The sequence below is a fragment of the Pseudomonas sp. GL_093 genome, from assembly GCF_057837605.1.
Genome location: NZ_CM174448.1, coordinates 5,994,613 through 6,013,447 on the forward strand (window position 1 = coordinate 5,994,613; position 18,835 = coordinate 6,013,447).

At 59.6% G+C, this 18,835-nt stretch carries 19 protein-coding genes; 10 read left to right on the forward strand and 9 right to left on the reverse strand.

Annotation, left to right across the window (positions count from 1 at the left end; all coding sequences use genetic code 11):
• The first annotated feature begins 296 nt into the window (after positions 1-296).
• Complete coding sequence (locus AC3IUE_RS27630) at positions 297-719, forward strand: DUF4124 domain-containing protein (RefSeq protein WP_489264314.1); 423 nt, start codon at positions 297-299, stop codon at positions 717-719.
• An 18-nt stretch (positions 720-737) separates the two neighbouring features.
• On the opposite strand, the gene AC3IUE_RS27635 is transcribed toward AC3IUE_RS27630, so the two are convergent.
• Genes AC3IUE_RS27635 through mrcB form a run of 3 tightly spaced genes read right to left on the reverse strand, consistent with a single transcriptional unit; the run spans position 738 to position 4,148 of the window.
• Positions 738-1,073, reverse strand: coding sequence for a YqcC family protein (locus tag AC3IUE_RS27635; protein WP_033054374.1), 336 nt, complete (start codon positions 1,071-1,073; stop codon positions 738-740).
• Entirely contained in the window at positions 1,073-1,807 is a 735-nt protein-coding gene (locus AC3IUE_RS27640; RefSeq protein ID WP_056746096.1) for a tetratricopeptide repeat protein, read from the reverse strand. The genes AC3IUE_RS27635 and AC3IUE_RS27640 overlap by 1 nt, the downstream gene beginning before the upstream one ends.
• A gap of 16 nt (positions 1,808-1,823) precedes the next feature.
• Positions 1,824-4,148, reverse strand: a complete 2,325-nt coding sequence (gene mrcB, locus AC3IUE_RS27645) for a penicillin-binding protein 1B (protein ID WP_489264315.1) — start codon at positions 4,146-4,148, stop codon at positions 1,824-1,826.
• Between the two features lie 118 nt (positions 4,149-4,266).
• Here mrcB and AC3IUE_RS27650 point away from each other — a divergent pair, with 118 nt between their 5' ends.
• The 4 genes from AC3IUE_RS27650 (at position 4,267) to AC3IUE_RS27665 (ending at position 7,593) form a co-directional block, all read left to right on the forward strand.
• Entirely contained in the window at positions 4,267-5,823 is a 1,557-nt protein-coding gene (locus AC3IUE_RS27650; protein WP_489264316.1) for a bifunctional aminoglycoside phosphotransferase/ATP-binding protein, read from the forward strand.
• A gap of 91 nt (positions 5,824-5,914) precedes the next feature.
• Positions 5,915-6,259, forward strand: coding sequence for a pentapeptide repeat-containing protein (locus AC3IUE_RS27655; RefSeq protein ID WP_008015079.1), 345 nt, complete (start codon positions 5,915-5,917; stop codon positions 6,257-6,259).
• A 245-nt stretch (positions 6,260-6,504) separates the two neighbouring features.
• A complete protein-coding gene (locus AC3IUE_RS27660; RefSeq protein ID WP_003228231.1) occupies positions 6,505-6,777 on the forward strand; it encodes a TfoX/Sxy family protein in 273 nt (90 codons plus the stop codon).
• 15 nt (positions 6,778-6,792) lie between these two features.
• Positions 6,793-7,593, forward strand: coding sequence for a Crp/Fnr family transcriptional regulator (locus tag AC3IUE_RS27665; protein WP_489264317.1), 801 nt, complete (start codon positions 6,793-6,795; stop codon positions 7,591-7,593).
• Between the two features lie 233 nt (positions 7,594-7,826).
• Here AC3IUE_RS27665 and AC3IUE_RS27670 read toward each other — a convergent pair whose 3' ends face one another.
• From AC3IUE_RS27670 to AC3IUE_RS27685, 4 genes are read right to left on the reverse strand one after another with little or no spacing between them, the layout of a single operon-like run.
• Positions 7,827-8,678: a ChaN family lipoprotein gene (locus AC3IUE_RS27670; protein ID WP_489264318.1), complete on the reverse strand. Its 852-nt coding sequence runs from the start codon at positions 8,676-8,678 to the stop codon at positions 7,827-7,829.
• A gap of 20 nt (positions 8,679-8,698) precedes the next feature.
• Complete coding sequence (locus tag AC3IUE_RS27675) at positions 8,699-9,466, reverse strand: heme ABC transporter ATP-binding protein (protein ID WP_489264319.1); 768 nt, start codon at positions 9,464-9,466, stop codon at positions 8,699-8,701.
• Positions 9,466-10,449 carry a FecCD family ABC transporter permease gene (locus AC3IUE_RS27680; protein WP_489268974.1) on the reverse strand — a complete coding sequence of 328 codons (984 nt, stop codon included), beginning with the start codon at positions 10,447-10,449 and terminating at the stop codon, positions 9,466-9,468. Before AC3IUE_RS27680 ends, AC3IUE_RS27675 begins: the two co-directional genes overlap by 1 nt.
• A gap of 50 nt (positions 10,450-10,499) precedes the next feature.
• Positions 10,500-11,372 carry a heme/hemin ABC transporter substrate-binding protein gene (locus AC3IUE_RS27685; RefSeq protein WP_489264320.1) on the reverse strand — a complete coding sequence of 291 codons (873 nt, stop codon included), beginning with the start codon at positions 11,370-11,372 and terminating at the stop codon, positions 10,500-10,502.
• 166 nt (positions 11,373-11,538) lie between these two features.
• Between AC3IUE_RS27685 and AC3IUE_RS27690 the strand changes: the two genes are divergently transcribed.
• Complete coding sequence (locus AC3IUE_RS27690; protein WP_150658154.1) at positions 11,539-11,856, forward strand: Rieske (2Fe-2S) protein; 318 nt, start codon at positions 11,539-11,541, stop codon at positions 11,854-11,856.
• Here the strand turns inward: AC3IUE_RS27690 and sfsA are convergent.
• A complete protein-coding gene (gene sfsA, locus AC3IUE_RS27695) occupies positions 11,853-12,566 on the reverse strand; it encodes a DNA/RNA nuclease SfsA (protein WP_223433342.1) in 714 nt (237 codons plus the stop codon). The genes AC3IUE_RS27690 and sfsA overlap by 4 nt on opposite strands.
• Positions 12,566-13,738 carry a pyridoxal phosphate-dependent aminotransferase gene (locus tag AC3IUE_RS27700; RefSeq protein ID WP_489264321.1) on the reverse strand — a complete coding sequence of 391 codons (1,173 nt, stop codon included), beginning with the start codon at positions 13,736-13,738 and terminating at the stop codon, positions 12,566-12,568. Before AC3IUE_RS27700 ends, sfsA begins: the two co-directional genes overlap by 1 nt.
• 333 nt (positions 13,739-14,071) lie before the next feature.
• Here AC3IUE_RS27700 and dksA point away from each other — a divergent pair, with 333 nt between their 5' ends.
• From dksA to AC3IUE_RS27720, 4 genes are all read left to right on the forward strand, one after another.
• A complete protein-coding gene (gene dksA, locus AC3IUE_RS27705; protein ID WP_008153293.1) occupies positions 14,072-14,515 on the forward strand; it encodes an RNA polymerase-binding protein DksA in 444 nt (147 codons plus the stop codon).
• Between the two features lie 213 nt (positions 14,516-14,728).
• Positions 14,729-15,625 (forward strand): tRNA glutamyl-Q(34) synthetase GluQRS, encoded by an 897-nt coding sequence (gluQRS, locus tag AC3IUE_RS27710; RefSeq protein ID WP_489264322.1) that lies wholly within the window; start codon positions 14,729-14,731, stop codon positions 15,623-15,625.
• Between the two features lie 77 nt (positions 15,626-15,702).
• On the forward strand, positions 15,703-15,879 hold the full coding sequence (locus tag AC3IUE_RS27715; protein ID WP_003176118.1) for a hypothetical protein: 177 nt from the start codon (positions 15,703-15,705) through the stop codon (positions 15,877-15,879).
• Positions 15,863-18,817: a sensor histidine kinase gene (locus AC3IUE_RS27720; RefSeq protein WP_162247459.1), complete on the forward strand. Its 2,955-nt coding sequence runs from the start codon at positions 15,863-15,865 to the stop codon at positions 18,815-18,817. Before AC3IUE_RS27715 ends, AC3IUE_RS27720 begins: the two co-directional genes overlap by 17 nt.
• Positions 18,818-18,835: the final 18 nt, after the last annotated feature.

An 18,835-nucleotide genomic window follows, 5' to 3' on the forward strand; every position in this document is an offset into this window, starting at 1 on the left:
TCAGCACTGACTGAGCAAGTATTGGGATCGTCCCAAGTGTTGCGGGCCTTTCCCACCCAGCGCGAGGTAACGCGTTGCGGGTGTAACAGGTCGGCGCGGATGTGCGCCTCATGATCTGCTGAGCGGGCCTGCTTCTGGCAGTCCCTCTACAGCGGACTTTGGATTCTTCTGTTTCGTCCTCTCCAAGTCAAGTCGTCTATGTGCTTTATTGAACTAAGCACATGAGAAAGCAAGAAAAAACCGCTAAACAGCAACTGTGTTAGCTTCAATTGCGCAACCCAATACAAGGAAATGGCATGCGAACGTTTTTCCTGACCGTCAGCCTGCTGATTGGCATCAGCCCTTTGTGCATGGCCGCTCAGATCTACAAATGGGTCGACGCCCAGGGCGTTACCCACTTCGACGCCCAGCCGCCCCAAGACCGGGAAGCCACCACCGTGGTCACGCCCTCCTCGCCTGCCGGCAACCAGACCCCGCCGCCACGCAGCGGCACCATTGGTGATCAACAGGCCATCGACAATAAAGTTAAAAAGCAGGTCACCGAGCAGCAAGCTCAGCTAAAGGCATTCTGCGAACAGGCGCGGACGAACCTGGCTCAACTGCAGAACAATCCGCGAATACGGGAGGATGTCGAAGGCGAGATGCGCCGCCTGACCGACCAGCAACGTCAGGAGCGCATCACCGAAGCACAGAAACAGATTGCGGATAACTGCCAGTAGACACTGGCCGCCTCCGGCTTAGCGGGAGGCGGTGATCAGTAGATCAAACTCTTTGAGCAGCACCTGCAACTGCCGGTCCTTGCCCTGAACATTACGGGCGGCGAAGACCATTTCGGCCATCTCCTGAATTCCCGAAGCGTTTGGTAAAGGCAGATCCTGCTCGAGGATCACCTTCATCCGCGGAAGGAAGATCCATTGCAGCCACTGCTCGAAATCCAGCGTGTCGACCGAGAAGGGTTCGACGCTGGAAAGCGCTTCGGCGGAGGGCGAGACCTCGTCCCACCAACCCTGAACCCGCAGCTCGCGCTCGATCAATAGCAACTGTTCGGCAATCTTCGGAAAGCGTGCGTCCATCACAGCGAAACCTTGGCCTTCTGACGGGCCAATGCTGCGCCAGCAGAATCACCCTGTTTCTCACGTGCCTGAGCGATCAATTCCCACAGACTGGCCTGAAGTGCCGAACGACCGTTGGCGAAGGTCAGGCCACGACGAGCAAACTGCTCGGCTTGTGGTGCATCGCCTTGAGCCATGCGCACCTGAGCCAGACGATAAAGCACTTGCGGCTCACGCGGCGCAACACGCTGGGCGCGCTCGAGGCTGGAGGAAGCACCGTTGAGATCACCGCTCGCCTGTTGCTGCTGAGCGGTAGTCAGCAAGGCCAGAACCGGACCGTCCAATTGCTCGTCGGCAGACAAGCCACCAGAGCTCGCCGAAGGAATCCCGCTCGGCGTCGACGGCATGCTGTAGCTGCCCTGATTGATCGGTGCCGACTGAACCGGCGAAGTATCGATCGGCCCCGGGGTGATCGGGCCTGGCGTGATCGGCGCAGTGCTGATCGGTGCCGACGTCACTGCGCCACCACCTGGCACCATCACGACGACACCGGTATCACCTTGCGGAATTGCCTGGGTCTGGGCTTGCGCAGGACGTTTAGTCGTCGTCTGACGGAAACCGCCATTCGCCGAAATCCGTTCACTGTTCGAAACGGCGCTACCGGAATCCACAACCGGAATCGAACCGCGCTGTACGGAGGAGCAACCGCTGAGCAAAGCCACGGCGGTAACCGCTGGAATCAACCACTTGTTCACTTGAAACCCTCTTTGCTTAATTCATCCAGCCCTTGACCCAATCCATCACCGTTTCGCCAGAAACAGGGCTTTCGCCACCGCAAGCAGCACCGGGAGGCGGTTCGCTGCCGCGAATATACGGCATCTGCACCGCACCTGGGCAGTTGGCATCAGAGCCTTGTCCGGTACGCGAATCGACCCAGGCCTGAACAATGTTGTCTGGCTGCGGCATGTCTAGCGGCAACGGATCGGCCTTGCGCATGAAACTGGTCCAGACCTGCAGCGCACCGGTGGCGCCGGTGAACGGTGTCTTGCCGTTGTCATCGCGACCCAGCCAGACCACTGCCAGCAGGTCCTGACTGAAACCGGCAAACCAGCTGTCCCGCGAATCGTTACTGGTACCGGTCTTGCCGGCCAGGGTCAGGGTTTTCGGCAATACGTTGTAAACAGAACTGCCGGTACCTTCACGCATGACCCGCTGCATGGCGCTCTGGATCAGGTAAATGGAGGCCGGATCGAAACGTTGCTGAATCTGGAACGGATAACGCTTGAGCGGTTCGCCTTCAGCGGTCAATACGCTACGGATTCCGCGCATCGGCGTATTGAAACCACCGTTGGCCAGGGTCTGGTACATGGTCGCCACTTCGATCGGGGTCAGACCGCCAGCACCCAGCAACATCGACGGGAACGCCGGGAATTCACGACTCACACCGAGACGCGCCAAGGTCTTCAGGACATTTGGTACGCCCACCGCCAACCCGAGACGCGCGGTCGACAGGTTGTAGGAATGTGCCAGCCCCTGATACAGAAATACGGTGCCATGGGAGCGGCGATCGTAGTTCTGCGGTTTCCAGACTTGACCGTCCGCGCCTTTGACCGAGAAGGAATCGTCCGACAGCCAACTGGTCAAGGTGTACTGACTTGGCTTCTCAAGGGCTGTCAGATAAACCGCCGGTTTGATCAAAGAGCCGATCGGTCGCACAGCATCCAGCGCCCGGTTGAAGCCGGCAAAACTTGCCTGACGACTGCCGATCATGGCCTGGACTTCACCGGTTTCCGGGTTGGTCACGACCATGGCCGCTTCGACCTCATCGGAACCCTTGCGCCCGGAGAGTCTCTTGAAGGTGTCGTTGACCGACGCCTCGGCTTTCATCTGCAGGATCGGGTCGAAACTGGTGAAGATCCGCAGACCTTCTTCGGTCAAGTCTTCGTCGCGATAGTCTTCGCGCAGCTGACGCTTGACCAGGTCGAGGAAGCCGGGGAACGAGCTGTCCGCCAGCTTGCCGCGAGTCGTCACACCCAGTGGCATTTTCTTCGCAGCAGCGACCTGATCGGCGGTGGCAACACCTTGTTGCTCAAGTACATCGAGCACGAGATTGCGCCGTTCAAGCGCCCGTTCAGGGTTGCGACGAGGGTTGTAATAGGACGGCCCCTTGACCATGCCCACCAGCATCGCGACTTGATGCAGCTTCAGTTCAGACAACGGCTGCCCGAAGAAAAACTGGCTTGCCAAGCCGAAACCGTGCACCGCGCGCTGCCCATCCTGACCGACGAACACTTCATTGAGGTAAGCCTCAAGAATTTCTCGTTTGTCGTAATGCAGCTCAAGCAACATCGCCATCATGGCTTCGGTGAGTTTACGGGTCAGGCTGCGTTCGCTGGTCAGGTAGAAGTTCTTGACCAATTGTTGCGTCAGCGTACTGCCGCCCTGGGTCATCTTGCCGCCAGAGGTGTTGACATAGATGGCTCGGGCAATCGACTTGGGCGACACGCCCCAGTGGCTGTAGAAATCCCGGTCTTCCACAGCGACCAGAGTTTCCAGCAGATACGGCGGGACCTGATCAATTTTGATCAAGATGCGATCTTCGAGATTTTTCGGGTAAATCCCGCCGATCAGCAGCGGTTCCAACCGCACCACAGAAAGCTTCGAACCGTTGGTCGCCGAAAGTTCGGCCACGTAGTCGCCAGAGAAACGCACCCGTACGGGTTGCGCTTGCTCCATGCCTTCATAGAACTGGAAGCCACGGGTATTCAAGTCGACGGTATTGCCGCTGACCGCCGCCGCGCCGGGTCCATTGCTCACGCTTTCACGTCGATAGCCCAAGGCATCGAGTTCAGTTAGAAAGTCGTCCTTGCTGAGCTTTTGTCCGACGAACAGCTCCAGCGGGCGCGCGTACACCTTGGCCGGAATGGTCCAGCGCTTGCCGGAGAACTTCTCCTGGACGATCGCGTCGAGGTAAACCGCGAACCCGGCCAGCACCACAAGGCCGACCAGACTGAGTTTAAGGGCCCAGCCCAGCCAGGGGCTCAGGCCCTTGGAAGGTGGTTTTTTTGGGGTGCGGGGGGATCGAGTACGAGTCATGGCGGCGGATTATACGCACTTTATTCATACTCAACAGGAGCCCTCCGAGGTTTGCGTCAGACGGACTTGCGGCCATAATGACGGCCGTGAATTTTCCCCAGACTCTGAAGGATCGCCTGTGAGCCAGTCCCTGATCGCTGCCCTGCAAAACCCGGCCCTCTACCCGCATCCCGTAGACGGGTTCCAGGTCATCGAAACCCATATTTCCTGGGTAATCCTCACCGGCCCCTTTGCTTATAAAGTGAAGAAGCCAGTGAATTTCGGCTTCCTGGATTTCACCAGCCTCGACGCCCGCAAGCATTTTTGCGGGGAAGAGCTGCGTCTTAACCAGCGCCTGACCAACGATTTGTACCTCGAAGTGTTGCCAATCACTGGCAGCGCCGAAGCCCCACAATTGGGTGGCGAGGGTCCGGCCGTCGATTACGCACTGAAAATGCGTCAATTCCCACAGAGCCAGCTGCTCAGCACGCTGCAAGCCAACGGCGAATTGACTACCGCGCACATCGACGAGATGGCCGCGCAGATTGCCCAATTCCACCTCAGCGCACCGAAAGTGCCTGCCGAACACGAAGCCGGCACGCCGGACAGCGTGATGGCACCCGTACGCCAGAACTTCGAACAGATCCGCCCGTTCCTCAGCGACAAGGCCGATCTGCTGCAACTGGATGCGCTGCAAGCCTGGGCCGAAAGCAGCTTCGAACGCCTCAAGCCACTGTTCGCCCAGCGCAAGGCCGAAGGTTTCATTCGCGAATGCCACGGTGACATCCACCTGGGCAACGCCACCGTGATCGACGGCAAGGTCGTGATCTTCGACTGCATCGAGTTCAACGAACCGTTCCGCTTCACCGACGTTTACGCCGACACCGGTTTCCTGGCGATGGACCTGGAAGACCGTGGCCTGAAGAGCCTGGCGCGCCGCTTCATCAGCCAGTACCTGGAACTGACCGGCGATTACCAGGGCCTTGAGTTGCTGAACTTCTATAAAGCCTACCGCGCACTGGTTCGCGCCAAGGTCAGCCTGTTCAGCATGCCGGCCGAGGCCGACCCGGTGCAGCGAGCCACTACCCTGCGTCAGTACCGCAATTACGCCAACCTGGCGGAAAGCTACAGCACCATTCCTTCGCGCTTCATGGCCATCACCCACGGTGTTTCTGCCGTCGGCAAGAGCCACGTGGCCATGCGTCTGGTGGAAGCGTTGGGCGCCATTCGCCTGCGCTCCGATGTAGAGCGCAAACGTCTGTTCGGCGAGCAAACCGTGCCAAACGACCCTCAGGCCGGCATCTATACCGCCGACGCCAGCGCCGCCACTTACACCCACCTGCATGAAATTGCCGCGGTGATCCTGCGTGCGGGCTTCCCGGTGGTAGTCGATGCGACTTACCTCAAGCGCGACCAGCGTGACGGCGCAGCAAAAATCGCCGAAGCCACTGGCGCGCCATTCCTTATCCTCGACTGCAATGCGCCACAAGCGGTGATCGAGAGCTGGCTGGCCCTGCGTCAGGCAGACAAAAAGGACCCGTCCGACGCCAACCTGGCCGTAATCGAAGCCCAACAAGCCACTCGTGAGGCCCTGACGCCGGCAGAGATTCTCTGCAGCAAACGCGTTCAGACCAATGAAAGCGGAACCCTCGACACAGTCGTTGCACAGATCCGCCAGCGCCTGCCGGGTCTGTAAGAAACTATTTCAGCCGTGAAGCCTTCGCCGGCTTCACGGCTGCCAAATAGTGGCACTATACTGGCGTCATAAAACCAACAGGTGATGTGACATGAGCCAGCCGAAACTTCTCGACACCCCGCTTTATGCGTTACTGCACAAAGACGACATCACAGGTTTCAACAACGAGCGCCCAAAAGACGGACCTATCGACATGGTCGGTGGCGATTTCCGGGGTCTGGACCTGCGTGAACTGAACGCCGACGGCGTCGACTTTACCGATGCCTATTTCCGCTCCGCCGACTTGCGCGGCATCGACTTTCGCAATGCCTCCCTGGAAGGCGCGAGCCTGGCTCACGCACAGATCTCCGGCGCCTACTTCCCGCCAGAGCTGAGTGCTGACGAGATCCTGATGTCGATGAATTTCGGTACACGCCTGCGTTATCGCACCCGCTAAAAGCGACTTTTAACTGACCCGTTCGGCGCCCCCGCTTTGCGCTGGACTCTGGGCATGGTTTGCCCGGAAACCTGATTCCACCGCCCTCTCTTCCTACCGCACTCGCAGACTTTCACGCAGCTTCAGGACTTCTCTTCTTAGAAGCTTTTGCGTCGAAACCGACCAAACAATCACGCTTTTCCTACTGATGGCTACACTCCTGAGAAGCTCGCCCACGCACCGTTCGGCCGTCGCAAGGAGGCTTGATGAATGATGAACTGCAGCACCTGAAGAATCTTGGCAAGACGTCGGCGCAGTGGCTGCATGCCGTGGGCATCCACAGCGCCTCGGACTTGCGTCGCCTGGGGGCGGTGGATGCTTATCGGGCCGTGCGCACGCGCGGGTTTCGGGCGTCCAAAGTGTTGCTGTATGCCATCGAAGGTGCCCTGATGGATGTGCACTGGAACGACATTCCCGCCGAGCGCAAGGACGCCTTGAACAAACAGCTGGAAGCTATCTCGTCACGTCACAAAAACTGAACGGACGCAGCTGCCATGTACCTACTTGGGGAACAACCGGCTTACGCCGACGCGCTGATCAACCGACTGCAACATATTCCCGTCCGGCTGCTGGAAGGTTTGATGCCATGCGGACCCACCCTGGAATTTTCAGCCGTCGATGATCTGGCCGTCCTGTTACCCGGCAATCAACTGTTTGTGCTGAACAATGGCCTGTTGCATGGATGCATCGACGAACGGGCGTTGTTCTATCTGCACGAGGGAGATCTGATCGGCTTGCGCCAAGGCACGGAACTGCCCCGCTGCCGGTTTCGCAGCGATAGCCCTTTGGCTCTGACGCCTTATCTGCGCTCCGAGGTTTTTCAGCATATCTATGCCGACCCGGAGCGTTCGGAGCTGTTCCTTCAATACATGGCCGGTCAGTCCGCCCTGCTGTCCGACGCACTCGCCCGCCTGAAACAACCTGAGTTTCGAAGCACCAATGGTTTTCAGCGCGTGGCCAGTGGCGAAGTGTTGATCCGTCAGGGCGAAGACGCGGATCACGTATTCGTCATCATTGATGGCCACGCCGAAGCCTTTGTCGACGGGCACAAAGTCGGCGATATACCCAAGGACGAGATTTTTGGCGCCATGGCGGTATTCACTGGCGAAAAGCGTAACGCCAGCGTGATCACCAGCGAGCCCAGCACTGTCATGCTGATCCCCAAGGACCAGTTTCTCAGCCTGACCCAAAGCAATCCGAAGATCGCCCATAGCCTGATCGAGAGCATGGCCCGACGTATCGACCTGCTGAACAAGCAGCTCATTCAGCTGGGCTCGCTCAACCGCACAGGCTGAAACCCAATGATTACAGGCGTTTCCAGCGAACGGAAAGCGCATTTCATATAATTGAGAAATCAGCGGTTGACTTGGTAATGAGAATCGCTATGATTATCACAACTGGTCGCGAGACTGGTCGATATTTGAAAAGCCCTTGGTTCGGACTCTCAGATATCTCCTCATCAGGCTAATCACGGTTATTTGACCCGGCTCTTGCCGGGTCTTTTTTTGCCTGGAGAAAAGTCGTTCGATCACTTGCCAAATTGCTTACGCATTTGCGCGCAGTAATCCTGCGGCGGCGTGGCAGGCGTGTACCAGACATAATCAGCCATGGCCGGTGTGACCTCGCTGCCTTGCTCCGCCAGCATCAACACCGCAGGCGTCTGAGACTCTCCCAGATCAAGCACATGAATCGGCACGCCGACATCCTTGCGCGCATGGTAAGCGCCGGCAAACAACAGCGAAGGCGCAGGCGCAACCAGCAAGCGCTCGGCCATCCGTCGGTCGCGTTGCTGCTGAACCGCCAGCATCGCCGGCATCTGCGATTCGGGCAGCAGACCACAGTGGGAGTCGCTGACTTGCTTCAGCAACTCGTCTTTGACTGAAGCAGCGTTGGAGCGCGAACCGCTCAATGTCGGAGGGTTAGCGTAAACGGCACGGACTTCAAGCGTGTCCAGATTGGCTGCCAGCAGCGGATATGGCTGGGTCAGGGCGAAACGAACGATCGGCCCGTACAGATTCCAGTCCCAGCCAGACTGCCAGACTAATGCACCGGGTAAATCCGCCGGTGGTGTCGAAGCGTGACGAACATCATCAACACGCAGCTGTTGATCCGGCGTGAGCATTTCCAGCAGCAGACTGCCTTGAGCTCGCCGCTCACCCAGCGACTGCAATAACCACAACTGCAGTTCATGGTGATCGCGATTGTCATGTTGCTCGCCCACGATCAGCCGTGAAGGCGTCTCCAACCGCGCAACCAGTTCCTCTGCCGTGAGGGTCTGACCGCTGCGCAAGTCCCGAATCTCGCCGACAACCGGTGGCGGAGTCGAAACATGCTGACAGGCACTCAGCATCAGCAAGGCCAGCATCAAAATCCCACGCATGTTTTCGCTCCATAAAAAACTCAGCGGGCGATGATCAGCGGATGCCCACGCTCCGGGTGCTGCTGCACCAGCACTTCCAGCCCGAACACTGCCTTCAGTGGTTCCGGGCGCAACACCTGCTCCGGCGTATCGAGTGCCACAGGGCGCCCGCCTTCGAGCAGCAACAGGCGATCACAATAGCGCGCTGCCAGGTTCAGATCATGCAGGATCACCAGCACCGCTGCGCCACGATTGGCGAACTCGCGTACGGCTTGCAACGTAGTGTGTTGATGAAGCGGGTCGAGCATCGACGTTGGCTCATCGAGCAACAACGTTTGCCCCGCTTCGCCCGGCCAGAGCTGCGCCAGAACCCGCGCCAGATGCACCCGCTGACGTTCGCCACCGGACAAGGCCAGATAGCTGCGACCATTCAAATGCCCGGCATCGGCAGCCTGCAACGCGGCGGCGACGATCTCGTCATCGCGGACCCGACCGCTTTGATGCGGCAAGCGGCCCATGCCGACCACTTCTTCGACACGAAAGGCGAAGTCCAGGGTCGAGACCTGCGGCAATACCGCCAAGCGCTGCGCTCTCAGCGTCCCGGCCCATTGATTCAACTCACGGTCGTCAAGCCAGACACTGCCGTGATCGGCATGCAACTCGCCGCACAAGGCGCCGAGCAAGGTGCTTTTACCGGCGCCGTTAGGTCCCAGCACTCCGAGGACTTCGCCCGGTTTGAGCTCAAGCGTGATGTCCGTCAGGACAATCTTTCGGCCTCGACGGATTTGCAGATTTTGCGTTCGCAACATCAGGCACGCCCTCTGAGCAATAAATACAGAAAGAACGGCGCACCGATGAAAGCCGTGACGATCCCGATCGGCAATTCAGCCGGCGCCAGGGCCAGTCGCGCCACCAGATCGGCAAACAACAAAAGACTGGCCCCCGCCAATACTGACGCAGGCAACAGCACACGATGATCGGGGCCCGCCAGCAATCGCACCAGATGCGGCACCACCAGACCCACAAACCCGATCATCCCCGCCGCTGCCACAGCAGCACCGACACCCAACGCCGTGCAAAACACCAATTCGCGCTTGAGCCCTTCGACGTCGATACCCAGGTGACCGGCCTCCGACTCACCCAGCAACAACGCATTCAAGGCTTTGGCCCGACGCGGCAGCCACAACGCCACGCCGGCACTGATCAGCAGCAACGGCCAGAGCCGCGAATAGCTGGCGCCATTGAGGCTGCCCAGGTTCCAGAACGTCAGGGTGCGCAGCGTCGCGTCATCCGCCAGATAGGTGAACAGCCCCACGGCGGAGCCGGCCAGCGCAGTCAACGCAATACCGGCCAACAGCATGGTCGCAACATTGGTCTGCCCGTTGCGCCGGCCCAGTCGATACACCACCGCGGTCACGCCGAGCCCGCCGAGAAACGCGCACAGCGATAACAGATAAGGCCCGAAGGATTCGGGCAGTCCGCCGAATACCGAGCCACCGACAATCGCGATCGCCGCGCCCAATGCCGCACCGCTGGAGACGCCGACCAGCCCCGGATCAGCCAGAGGATTTCGAAACAACCCCTGCATCGCCACGCCGGACAATGCCAACACCCCTCCCACGGCCAAACCTAACAAGGTTCGCGGCAAGCGAATTTGCCCGAGGATCAGTTCGGCCTGCTCCAGTCCGTCGGGCGCGATCGGCACCCCCACCAGCCGCAGGGCTGCGCGCAAGGTGTCGAACAACGGCAAGCTCACCGGCCCAAGCGCCAACGACAGCCAGATGGCCAGCAAACACAGCAGGATCAGACCAATGAATAAAGCGCGGGGTTTAACCAGGATGGTCATTGGCCGGCCGAACCGGGGTAGAAAGCGTCAGACAGTTTTTTCAGCGCATCGGGTAGCCGCGGCCCCAAGCCCCCCACCAACAAAGTCGGATCAAGCTCCATGACTCGCCCGTCCTTGGCCGCGCGGGTCGAGGACAGGACCGGGTTCTCCTTGAACAACGCCGCACGGGCGGCATCGCCGGTCAGTGCGCGATCGGCAAACACCAGCACCTTGGGATCCAGGCTGACCAGGGATTCGACAGAAAAGGGTTTGTAGCCGGTATGCGTGGCCAGATTGTGCCCACCGGCCTGTTGCAGCAACCAATCGGCGGCGGTGTCCTTGCCGGCGATGAGCGGTTTGCCGCCTGCGTGGCCCAGCAACAACAGCACACCCGGCGATTTCTCCTTCAACTGTGCCTGAGCGACCCGGATCTTTTGTTGATCGAGTTGCTGTTGATAAGTCTGAAACACCTGCGAAGCCTGATCTTCAGCGCCAAGCAACTTGCCCAGACGCTGCAAATTGCCCTGTAACGTCAGCAGATCCGGCTGGGCCGAGAACAGTTCGACCTGCACGCCCGCACTGCGAACCTGCGAAAGCACCGGTGGCGGTCCCATTTCCTCGGTGCCAACCAGTATCTGCGGGCGTAAGCTCAAAATACCCTCCGCCGACAATTGCCGCTGATACCCGATGCTTGGCAACGCCTTGAGCGATTCCGGGTGCTGGCTGGTGGTGTCGACACCGACCAGTTTCGATTCACCGCCCAGCGCGCTGATCCATTCCGATAAAGCTCCACCGGCACTGACCCAACGTTGTGGCAACTCGGCCGCTGCGGCGTGATGGCTGACGAGGAGTCCGACACAGAGCGCAGCAACGCGGGTACTCAGGCGCATAAACAGCTTCCTTTAAGGGTTTTCCCGGGCATCGAGATGTCAGGCCAAGTATCCTCGGCATCTGGCACCTGAACCCGACAGGCAAGGCAGCCATTTGATAATTGTTTGCATTTGAACGTCAAGCTCGGACATATCCAGTCACGAGCCGCAGGACTTGAGGATAGACATGAAGTTTCTTTGTGCAGGCGTTGAGCTGGCCGATGCCAGCAGTCGCGGTTTCGACATCGACGGCCAGAAGCTCTTTGCCGTGCGCCGTGATGGTCAGGTTTACGTCTACATCAATCGCTGCCCGCACCGTGGCGTCGGACTGGAATGGAAGCCCGACCAGTTTCTCGACCCCAGCAACAGCCTGATCCAGTGCGCGACCCACGGCGCACTGTTTCTGATCGAAGACGGCGAATGCGTCGCCGGCCCTTGCGCCGGGCAGTCCCTGACCACAGTCGCCTGCCGCGAAGACGAGCAAGGGATCTGGGTCAGTCTTTAGCCGTTGAGCAACACGTCCAGACGTCGATCGACCAGCATTTCTTCGTGGGTCAAGTGCACGCCATAGGCCAGCACCTCGACCCCGCACGACACCGCCTCACGCAAGGCTGCGGCGTAGGCCGAATCGATTTCTTCTGCCGGACGCACGGCGTCAATGCCGGTGAGATTGACGCAATACAACTGCACCGCACGAATTCCGTCCCGGGCCAAATGCGCCAATTCGCGCAAATGCTTGGCCCCGCGCTGGGTCACTGCATCGGGAAATGCCGCTACCGATGAGCCATCGAAGCCCAGGGTGACACTTTTGACTTCCACATAAGCCGGCCCGCTCGGGTAATCGAGGCGGAAGTCGATGCGGCTGCTTTCTTGACCGTAGGCCACTTCACGTTTCAGTTCGGTAAAGCCGTTCAGTTCGGTGATGACACCGGCTCGCAGTGCCTCTTCGATCAAGCCATTGGCCCGCCCGGTGTTCACGCAAAACAAGCGCCCTTGCGGGGTTTCGCCGACTTCCCAAGTACCGGGCAACTTGCGCTTGGGGTCATTGGAACGGCTGAACCAGACCTGCCCGCCCTCAACCTGGCAATTGAGCATCGAACCGGTGTTCGGGCAGTGAATGGTCAGCAACTCACCGCTAACGGTTTCAATATCGGCGAGAAAACGCTTGTAACGACGAATCAAACGGCCCTCTTCGAGGGGAGGATGAAAACGCATCAGCCTTGCCAGCTCTTCAAGCCGCGCGCAATCCGCTCGACCGCTTCCTGTAGGCGCGGAAGACTTTGGGTGTAGGCAAACCGCACATGGTGGCCAGCCTGATAACGACCGAAGTCCAGACCCGGAGTAATCGCCACGTGTTCGGTTTCGAGGAAATGTCGGCAGAACGCGAAGGCATCGCCGCCGAACTTGCTGATATCGGCATACAAGTAGAACGCGCCTTCAGGCTCAACGGCGATACCAAAGCCCAGCGCTCGCAGGGCTGGCAGCAGAAAATCCCGACGACGGCCGAATTCGGCGCGACGTTCTTCCAGAATGCTGATCGTGGCCGGTTCGAAGCAGGCCAGAGCGGCGTGCTGAGCCATGCTCGGGGCACTGATGTAGAGGTTCTGCGCGAGTTTTTCCAGCTCACCGACCGCCGCTTCAGGCGCCACCAGCCAACCCAGTCGCCATCCCGTCATGCCGAAATACTTGGAAAAACTATTCAGCACAAAGGCGCCGTCATCGACTTCCAGCACGCTGGCGGCATCGGTGCCGTAGGTCAGACCGTGATAGATCTCGTCCACCACCAGATGACCGTGGCGCTGCTTGATCGCGGCAGACAGGCCCGCCAGCTCGTCGCGAGTCAGGATCGTCCCGGTCGGGTTGGCGGGCGACGCCACCAGGGCACCGACGCTGTCGTGATCCCAATGGCGCGCAATCAGGTCCGGCGTCAGTTGATAGCGCACGTCCGGACCGACAGGAACAAGCTGCGCTGCGCCTTCCACCAGCCGCAAAAAGTGCCGGTTGCACGGGTAGCCTGGATCCGCCAGCAGCCAGTGCTTGCCCGGATCCACCAACAAGGCGCTGGCCAGCAGCAGCGCACCGGAACCGCCAGGCGTGATGAGGATTCGTTGCGGGTCGATGTTCAAACCGTAACGCTGCTGATAAAAGCCGGAAATGGCCTCACGCAACTCGGGAATGCCGCGCGCGGCGGTGTAACGGGTCTTCCCCGCCGTCAATGCGGCCTGGCCGGCCTGAATGATCGGCTCGGCGGTGGTGAAGTCGGGTTCTCCGATTTCCAGGTGGATTACGTCGTGGCCAGCGGCTTGCAGTTCATTGGCCCGCGCCAGCAACGCCATGACATGGAAAGGTTCGATCGCGCGACTGCGGGCACTGTAGGACTGAGCCATTAGCCTTCCTTCAACGGGGAAAAAAAACTGATTCTACCCAAGCGCAGGAACGAGCGAGAACCTAAAGCGGTCAGACCGTTATAACGCTGGTCTCAAACGACTCAAGCGAGTGTCTCAGGTTTGACTAAAATCAATAATTGATCAGGTCTCCAGCACCGCCAGACAAGGCTTTGCAATCATTTGCAAGCACAGTAGGCCACTACCTCGACATCCGGGAGTAGCGCGGCCCGATTTGATCTGGTAAGTTCGCCCGCTTGCAGCCGCAGGGCCGGCAGGTGTCGGTGATGGAGCAATCCTGCGCAATGGATTACAAGAGTAGAGGCGGTCTATTTCATGTCCACCCAAGCAAAGCAACAACAGAACCAGTCGATCAGCGGCTTCGAACCCTACAAAGAAGTGAAGGGCGAGGAGTACATGGGCAAGCCCATGCGCGCTCACTTCACCAAGATCCTGAATAAGTGGAAACAGGACTTGATGCAGGAAGTCGACCGTACTGTTGATCACATGAAAGACGAAGCGGCCAACTTCCCGGACCCGGCAGACCGTGCCAGCCAGGAAGAAGAATTCAGCCTTGAGCTGCGTGCCCGTGACCGCGAGCGCAAGTTGATCAAAAAGATCGACAAGACGCTGCAGCTGATCGAAGACGAAGAATATGGCTGGTGCGAGTCCTGCGGCGTCGAGATCGGCGTCAAGCGACTGGAAGCCCGCCCTACCGCCGACATGTGCGTTGACTGCAAGACCCTGGCGGAAATCAAGGAAAAGCAAGTCGGCAAGTAATCTCGACTTGAACTAAAAACGGAGCGTGCGAACGCTCCGTTTTTGTTTCTGAGATTCGCTGATACCTGCTGTGACTTTAAGATCGCCATCGCGAGCAAGCTCGCTCCCACACTGGATTTGTGAACGCCGCAGATCCAATGTGGGAGCGAGCTTGCTCGCGATAGCGGTATCAAGCCGTGCGCTTATCAGGCGCCAACAAAGTAATATCCAGCCATGACTGCCATCACCTCCCCCACCTACATCGGGCGCTTTGCCCCCACGCCCAGTGGACATCTGCATTTCGGTTCGCTGGTCGCAGCGCTGGCCTCGTACCTCGACGCGCGCTCGGTGGGTGGCCGTTGGCTGATGCGCATGGAAGATCTCGATCCGCCACGGGAAGAGCCCGGCGCTCAAGCGGCGATCCTTAAAGCCCTGGAAAGCTACGGTTTCGAGTGGGATGGCGAAATGGTCCGACAGAGTGACCGGCACGATGCCTACGCCGAAGTCCTCAATCGCCTGTTCAATCACGGCCTGGCCTACGCGTGCACCTGCTCACGCAAAACACTTGCGCCCTATCACGGGATTTATCCAGGGCTGTGCCGCAACGCCGGTCATGACACTAAAGATGCTGCGATTCGTCTGCGGGTCCCCGAGCTGGAATATCACTTCATCGACCGGGTGCAAGGCGAGTACCGCCAACACCTGGGCCGGGAAGTCGGCGATTTCGTGATCCGTCGCCGCGACGGGCTCTACGCCTATCAACTGGCGGTGGTGCTGGACGATGCCTGGCAAGGTATTACCGATATCGTCCGCGGCGCCGACCTGCTCGACTCCACGCCGCGCCAGCTCTACCTGCAAGAACTGCTCGGCCTGCCGCAACCGCGCTATCTGCATATCCCGCTGATTACCCAGCCCGATGGCAACAAGCTCGGCAAGTCCTATCGTTCGCCGCCGTTGACCGAAGATCAGGCGACTCCCTTGTTGCTGCGTGCGTTGCGCGCATTGGGGCAGAATCCCGGTGCCGAACTGGCTTACGCCACCCCACGGGAAGTGTTGAACTGGGGCATCGCCCACTGGGATGCAGTGATGATCCCGCGCACACTCAACCTGCCCGAAGCACAACTACAGTGATCACACTTGCAGTGGCGCGCCCATCCGTTACCATCGCCGCACGTTTTCGGGCACGCGCATAAAAAAGAGAGGCCGGGATGTACATCTATCGCTTGGTCCTGCTCCTCGTAGTGGGGATTTATCTGTTCTCCCCAGCCATCATGGATTGGTGGATCGACGCCACTGGCGCCTGGTATCGCCCTTATCTGCTCTGGCTGATTCTGATCGTCGTGACCTTCATCCTGCAGAGCCAAAAAGATGCCGATGAGCTTTAGCCTGACCCAGATGATCCTGATCAGCGCCGCGTACCTGGCGGTGCTGTTCGGCGTAGCCTGGGTCAGCGAACGGGGCATGATCCCCCGGGCGATCATTCGCCACCCGCTGACGTACACCCTGTCGCTGGGCGTGTATGCCAGTGCGTGGGCGTTTTACGGCACGGTGGGCCTGGCCTATCAATACGGCTACGGCTTTTTGTCCAGCTATCTAGGCGTCTCCGGCGCGTTTCTGCTGGCACCGGTGCTTTTGTATCCGATCCTGAAAATCACCCGCACGTATCAGCTGTCGTCGCTGGCCGATCTGTTCGCCTTCCGCTTCCGCAGCACCTGGGCCGGCGCACTGACCACGATCTTCATGCTGATCGGCGTGCTGCCGTTGCTGGCGTTGCAGATTCAGGCGGTGGCCGACTCCATCGGCATCCTCACCCGCGAGCCGGTGCAACATCGCGTAGCCCTGAGCTTCTGCGCACTGATTACGCTGTTCACGATTTTCTTTGGCTCGCGCCACATTGCCACCCGCGAGAAGCACGAAGGCCTGGTGTTCGCGATTGCGTTCGAGTCGGTGATCAAACTAATCGCCATCGGCGGCGTTGGCCTCTATGCGCTGTACGGCGTGTTCGACGGCCCGCAACAGCTGGAGCTGTGGCTGCTGCAAAACCAGACAGCGCTCGCCGCGTTGCACACACCATTGCAGGAAGGCCCATGGCGCACGCTGCTGCTGGTGTTCTTCGCTTCAGCGATTGTGATGCCGCACATGTACCACATGACGTTTACCGAAAACCTCAACCCGCGCTCGCTGGTCAGTGCGAGCTGGGGCTTGCCACTGTTCCTGCTATTGATGAGCCTTGCGGTACCGCTGATTCTCTGGGCCGGACTGAAACTCGGCGCGACCACCAACCCGGAATACTTCACGCTGGGTATCGGCATCGCCGCCAACAACAAGGCCCTGGCGCTATTGGCCTATGTCGGTGGATTGTCGGCGGCCAGCGGGTTGATCATCGTCACCACCCTGGCGCTGTCCGGGATGGCGCTGAACCATTTGGTGCTGCCGCTCTATCAGCCGCCGGCCGAAGGCAATATCTACCGCTGGCTGAAGTGGACCCGCCGGGCGCTGATCGTCGCGATCATCATGGCCGGTTACGGTTTCTACCTACTGCTGGGCGCGGAACAGGACCTGGCGAATCTGGGCATCGTCGCCTTCGTCGCCACCTTGCAGTTCCTGCCGGGCGTGCTGTCGGTACTGTACTGGCCGACCGCCAACCGCCGCGGTTTCATCGCCGGTTTGCTCGCGGGGATTCTGGTGTGGCTGGTGACCATGCTGCTGCCGCTGGTTGGCAATCTGCAGGGTTTCTACATTCCGCTGCTGAACATGATCTACGTACTGGACGACACCAGTTGGCACATGGCAGCGATCGCCTCGCTGGCGGCCAACGTGCTGATGTTCACCCTGATTTCGCTGTTCACCAACGCCAGCAGCGAAGAAGCCAGCGCCGCCGAAGCCTGCGCCGTGGACAACGTGCGCCGGCCGCAACGCCGTGAACTGCACGCCGCCTCACCCCAGGAATTCGCCACACAGCTGGCAAAACCTTTGGGCGCCAAGGCAGCACAGAAAGAAGTCGAACAGGCCCTGCGTGACCTCTATCTGCCTTTCGATGAGCGCCGGCCTTATGCCTTGCGCCGCTTGCGCGACCGTATCGAAGCCAACCTCTCCGGCCTGATGGGGCCGAGTGTGGCTCAGGACATGGTCGAGACATTCCTGCCTTATAAGGCCGGCGGCGAAAACTACGTCACCGAAGACATCCACTTCATCGAAAGTCGCCTCGAGGATTACCACTCGCGCCTGACCGGGCTTGCCGCCGAACTCGATGCCCTGCGCCGCTATCACCGCCAGACCTTGCAGGAGTTGCCGATGGGCGTCTGCTCGCTGGCCAAGGATCAGGAAATCCTCATGTGGAACAAAGCCATGGAGGAGCTGACCGGGATTGCCGCGCAGCGTGTAGTCGGTTCGCGCCTGAGCACCATTGCCGATCCATGGAAAGAGCTGCTGCAAGGCTTCATCAATCTGCCGGACGAGCATTTGCACAAACAGCACCTGGCGCTCGACGGCCAGACCCGCTGGCTGAACCTGCACAAAGCGGCGATCGATGAACCGCTTGCGCCCGGCAACAGCGGCCTGGTGTTGCTGGTGGAAGACCTGACCGAAACCCAGATGCTCGAAGACAAACTGGTGCACTCCGAGCGTCTGGCCAGCATCGGCCGACTCGCCGCCGGCGTGGCCCATGAAATCGGCAACCCGATCACCGGCATTGCCTGTCTGGCGCAGAACCTGCGCGAAGAGCGCGAAGAAGACAGCGAACTGAAGGAAATCAGCGGGCAGATCCTCGAGCAGACCAAACGCGTGTCGCGCATCGTTCAGTCGCTGATGAGCTTCGCCCACGCCGGCAGCCATCAGCACAGCGACGAGCCCGTCTGTCTGGCCGAAGTGGCCCAGGATGCCATCGGTTTGCTGGCCCTGAACCGACGCAATTTCGAAGTGCAGTTCTACAACCTGTGCGATCCCGATCACTGGGTCGAAGGCGACCCGCAGCGGCTTGCACAAGTACTGATCAACCTGCTCTCAAATGCCCGCGATGCCTCGCCTCCCGGCAGCGCGGTGCGGGTCAAAAGCGAAGCCGGCGAACACACGGTCGATTTGATCGTGGAAGACGAAGGCAGCGGTATTCCGAAGAACATCATGGATAGATTGTTCGAACCTTTCTTCACCACCAAGGATCCTGGCGAAGGCACCGGTCTGGGCCTTGCACTGGTCTATTCCATCGTTGAAGAGCATTATGGACAAATCACCATCGACAGCCCGGCTGATGTTCAAAGCCAACGCGGCACCCGTATTCGGGTGACCTTGCCGCGTCATGTCGAAGCGACGTCCGCTGTGAACTGAGACCGTCGAGAGTATCGA

Excerpts from the sequence above, each read along its gene's own strand:
- AC3IUE_RS27635 (WP_033054374.1), bottom strand. The coding sequence starts at position 1,073 with ATGGACGCACGCTTTCCGAAGATTGCCGAACAGTTGCTATTGATCGAG.
- gluQRS (WP_489264322.1), top strand. The coding sequence starts at position 14,729 with ATGACTGCCATCACCTCCCCCACCTACATCGGGCGCTTTGCCCCCACG.
- AC3IUE_RS27670 (WP_489264318.1), bottom strand. The coding sequence starts at position 8,678 with ATGCGTGGGATTTTGATGCTGGCCTTGCTGATGCTGAGTGCCTGTCAG.
- AC3IUE_RS27690 (WP_150658154.1), top strand. The coding sequence starts at position 11,539 with ATGAAGTTTCTTTGTGCAGGCGTTGAGCTGGCCGATGCCAGCAGTCGC.
- AC3IUE_RS27715 (WP_003176118.1), top strand. The coding sequence starts at position 15,703 with ATGTACATCTATCGCTTGGTCCTGCTCCTCGTAGTGGGGATTTATCTG.
- sfsA (WP_223433342.1), bottom strand. The coding sequence starts at position 12,566 with ATGCGTTTTCATCCTCCCCTCGAAGAGGGCCGTTTGATTCGTCGTTAC.
- AC3IUE_RS27660 (WP_003228231.1), top strand. The coding sequence starts at position 6,505 with ATGAATGATGAACTGCAGCACCTGAAGAATCTTGGCAAGACGTCGGCG.
- AC3IUE_RS27675 (WP_489264319.1), bottom strand. The coding sequence starts at position 9,466 with ATGTTGCGAACGCAAAATCTGCAAATCCGTCGAGGCCGAAAGATTGTC.
- AC3IUE_RS27720 (WP_162247459.1), top strand. The coding sequence starts at position 15,863 with ATGCCGATGAGCTTTAGCCTGACCCAGATGATCCTGATCAGCGCCGCG.
- AC3IUE_RS27655 (WP_008015079.1), top strand. The coding sequence starts at position 5,915 with ATGAGCCAGCCGAAACTTCTCGACACCCCGCTTTATGCGTTACTGCAC.
- AC3IUE_RS27630 (WP_489264314.1), top strand. The coding sequence starts at position 297 with ATGCGAACGTTTTTCCTGACCGTCAGCCTGCTGATTGGCATCAGCCCT.
- mrcB (WP_489264315.1), bottom strand. The coding sequence starts at position 4,148 with ATGACTCGTACTCGATCCCCCCGCACCCCAAAAAAACCACCTTCCAAG.
- dksA (WP_008153293.1), top strand. The coding sequence starts at position 14,072 with ATGTCCACCCAAGCAAAGCAACAACAGAACCAGTCGATCAGCGGCTTC.
- AC3IUE_RS27700 (WP_489264321.1), bottom strand. The coding sequence starts at position 13,738 with ATGGCTCAGTCCTACAGTGCCCGCAGTCGCGCGATCGAACCTTTCCAT.
- AC3IUE_RS27665 (WP_489264317.1), top strand. The coding sequence starts at position 6,793 with ATGTACCTACTTGGGGAACAACCGGCTTACGCCGACGCGCTGATCAAC.
- AC3IUE_RS27685 (WP_489264320.1), bottom strand. The coding sequence starts at position 11,372 with ATGCGCCTGAGTACCCGCGTTGCTGCGCTCTGTGTCGGACTCCTCGTC.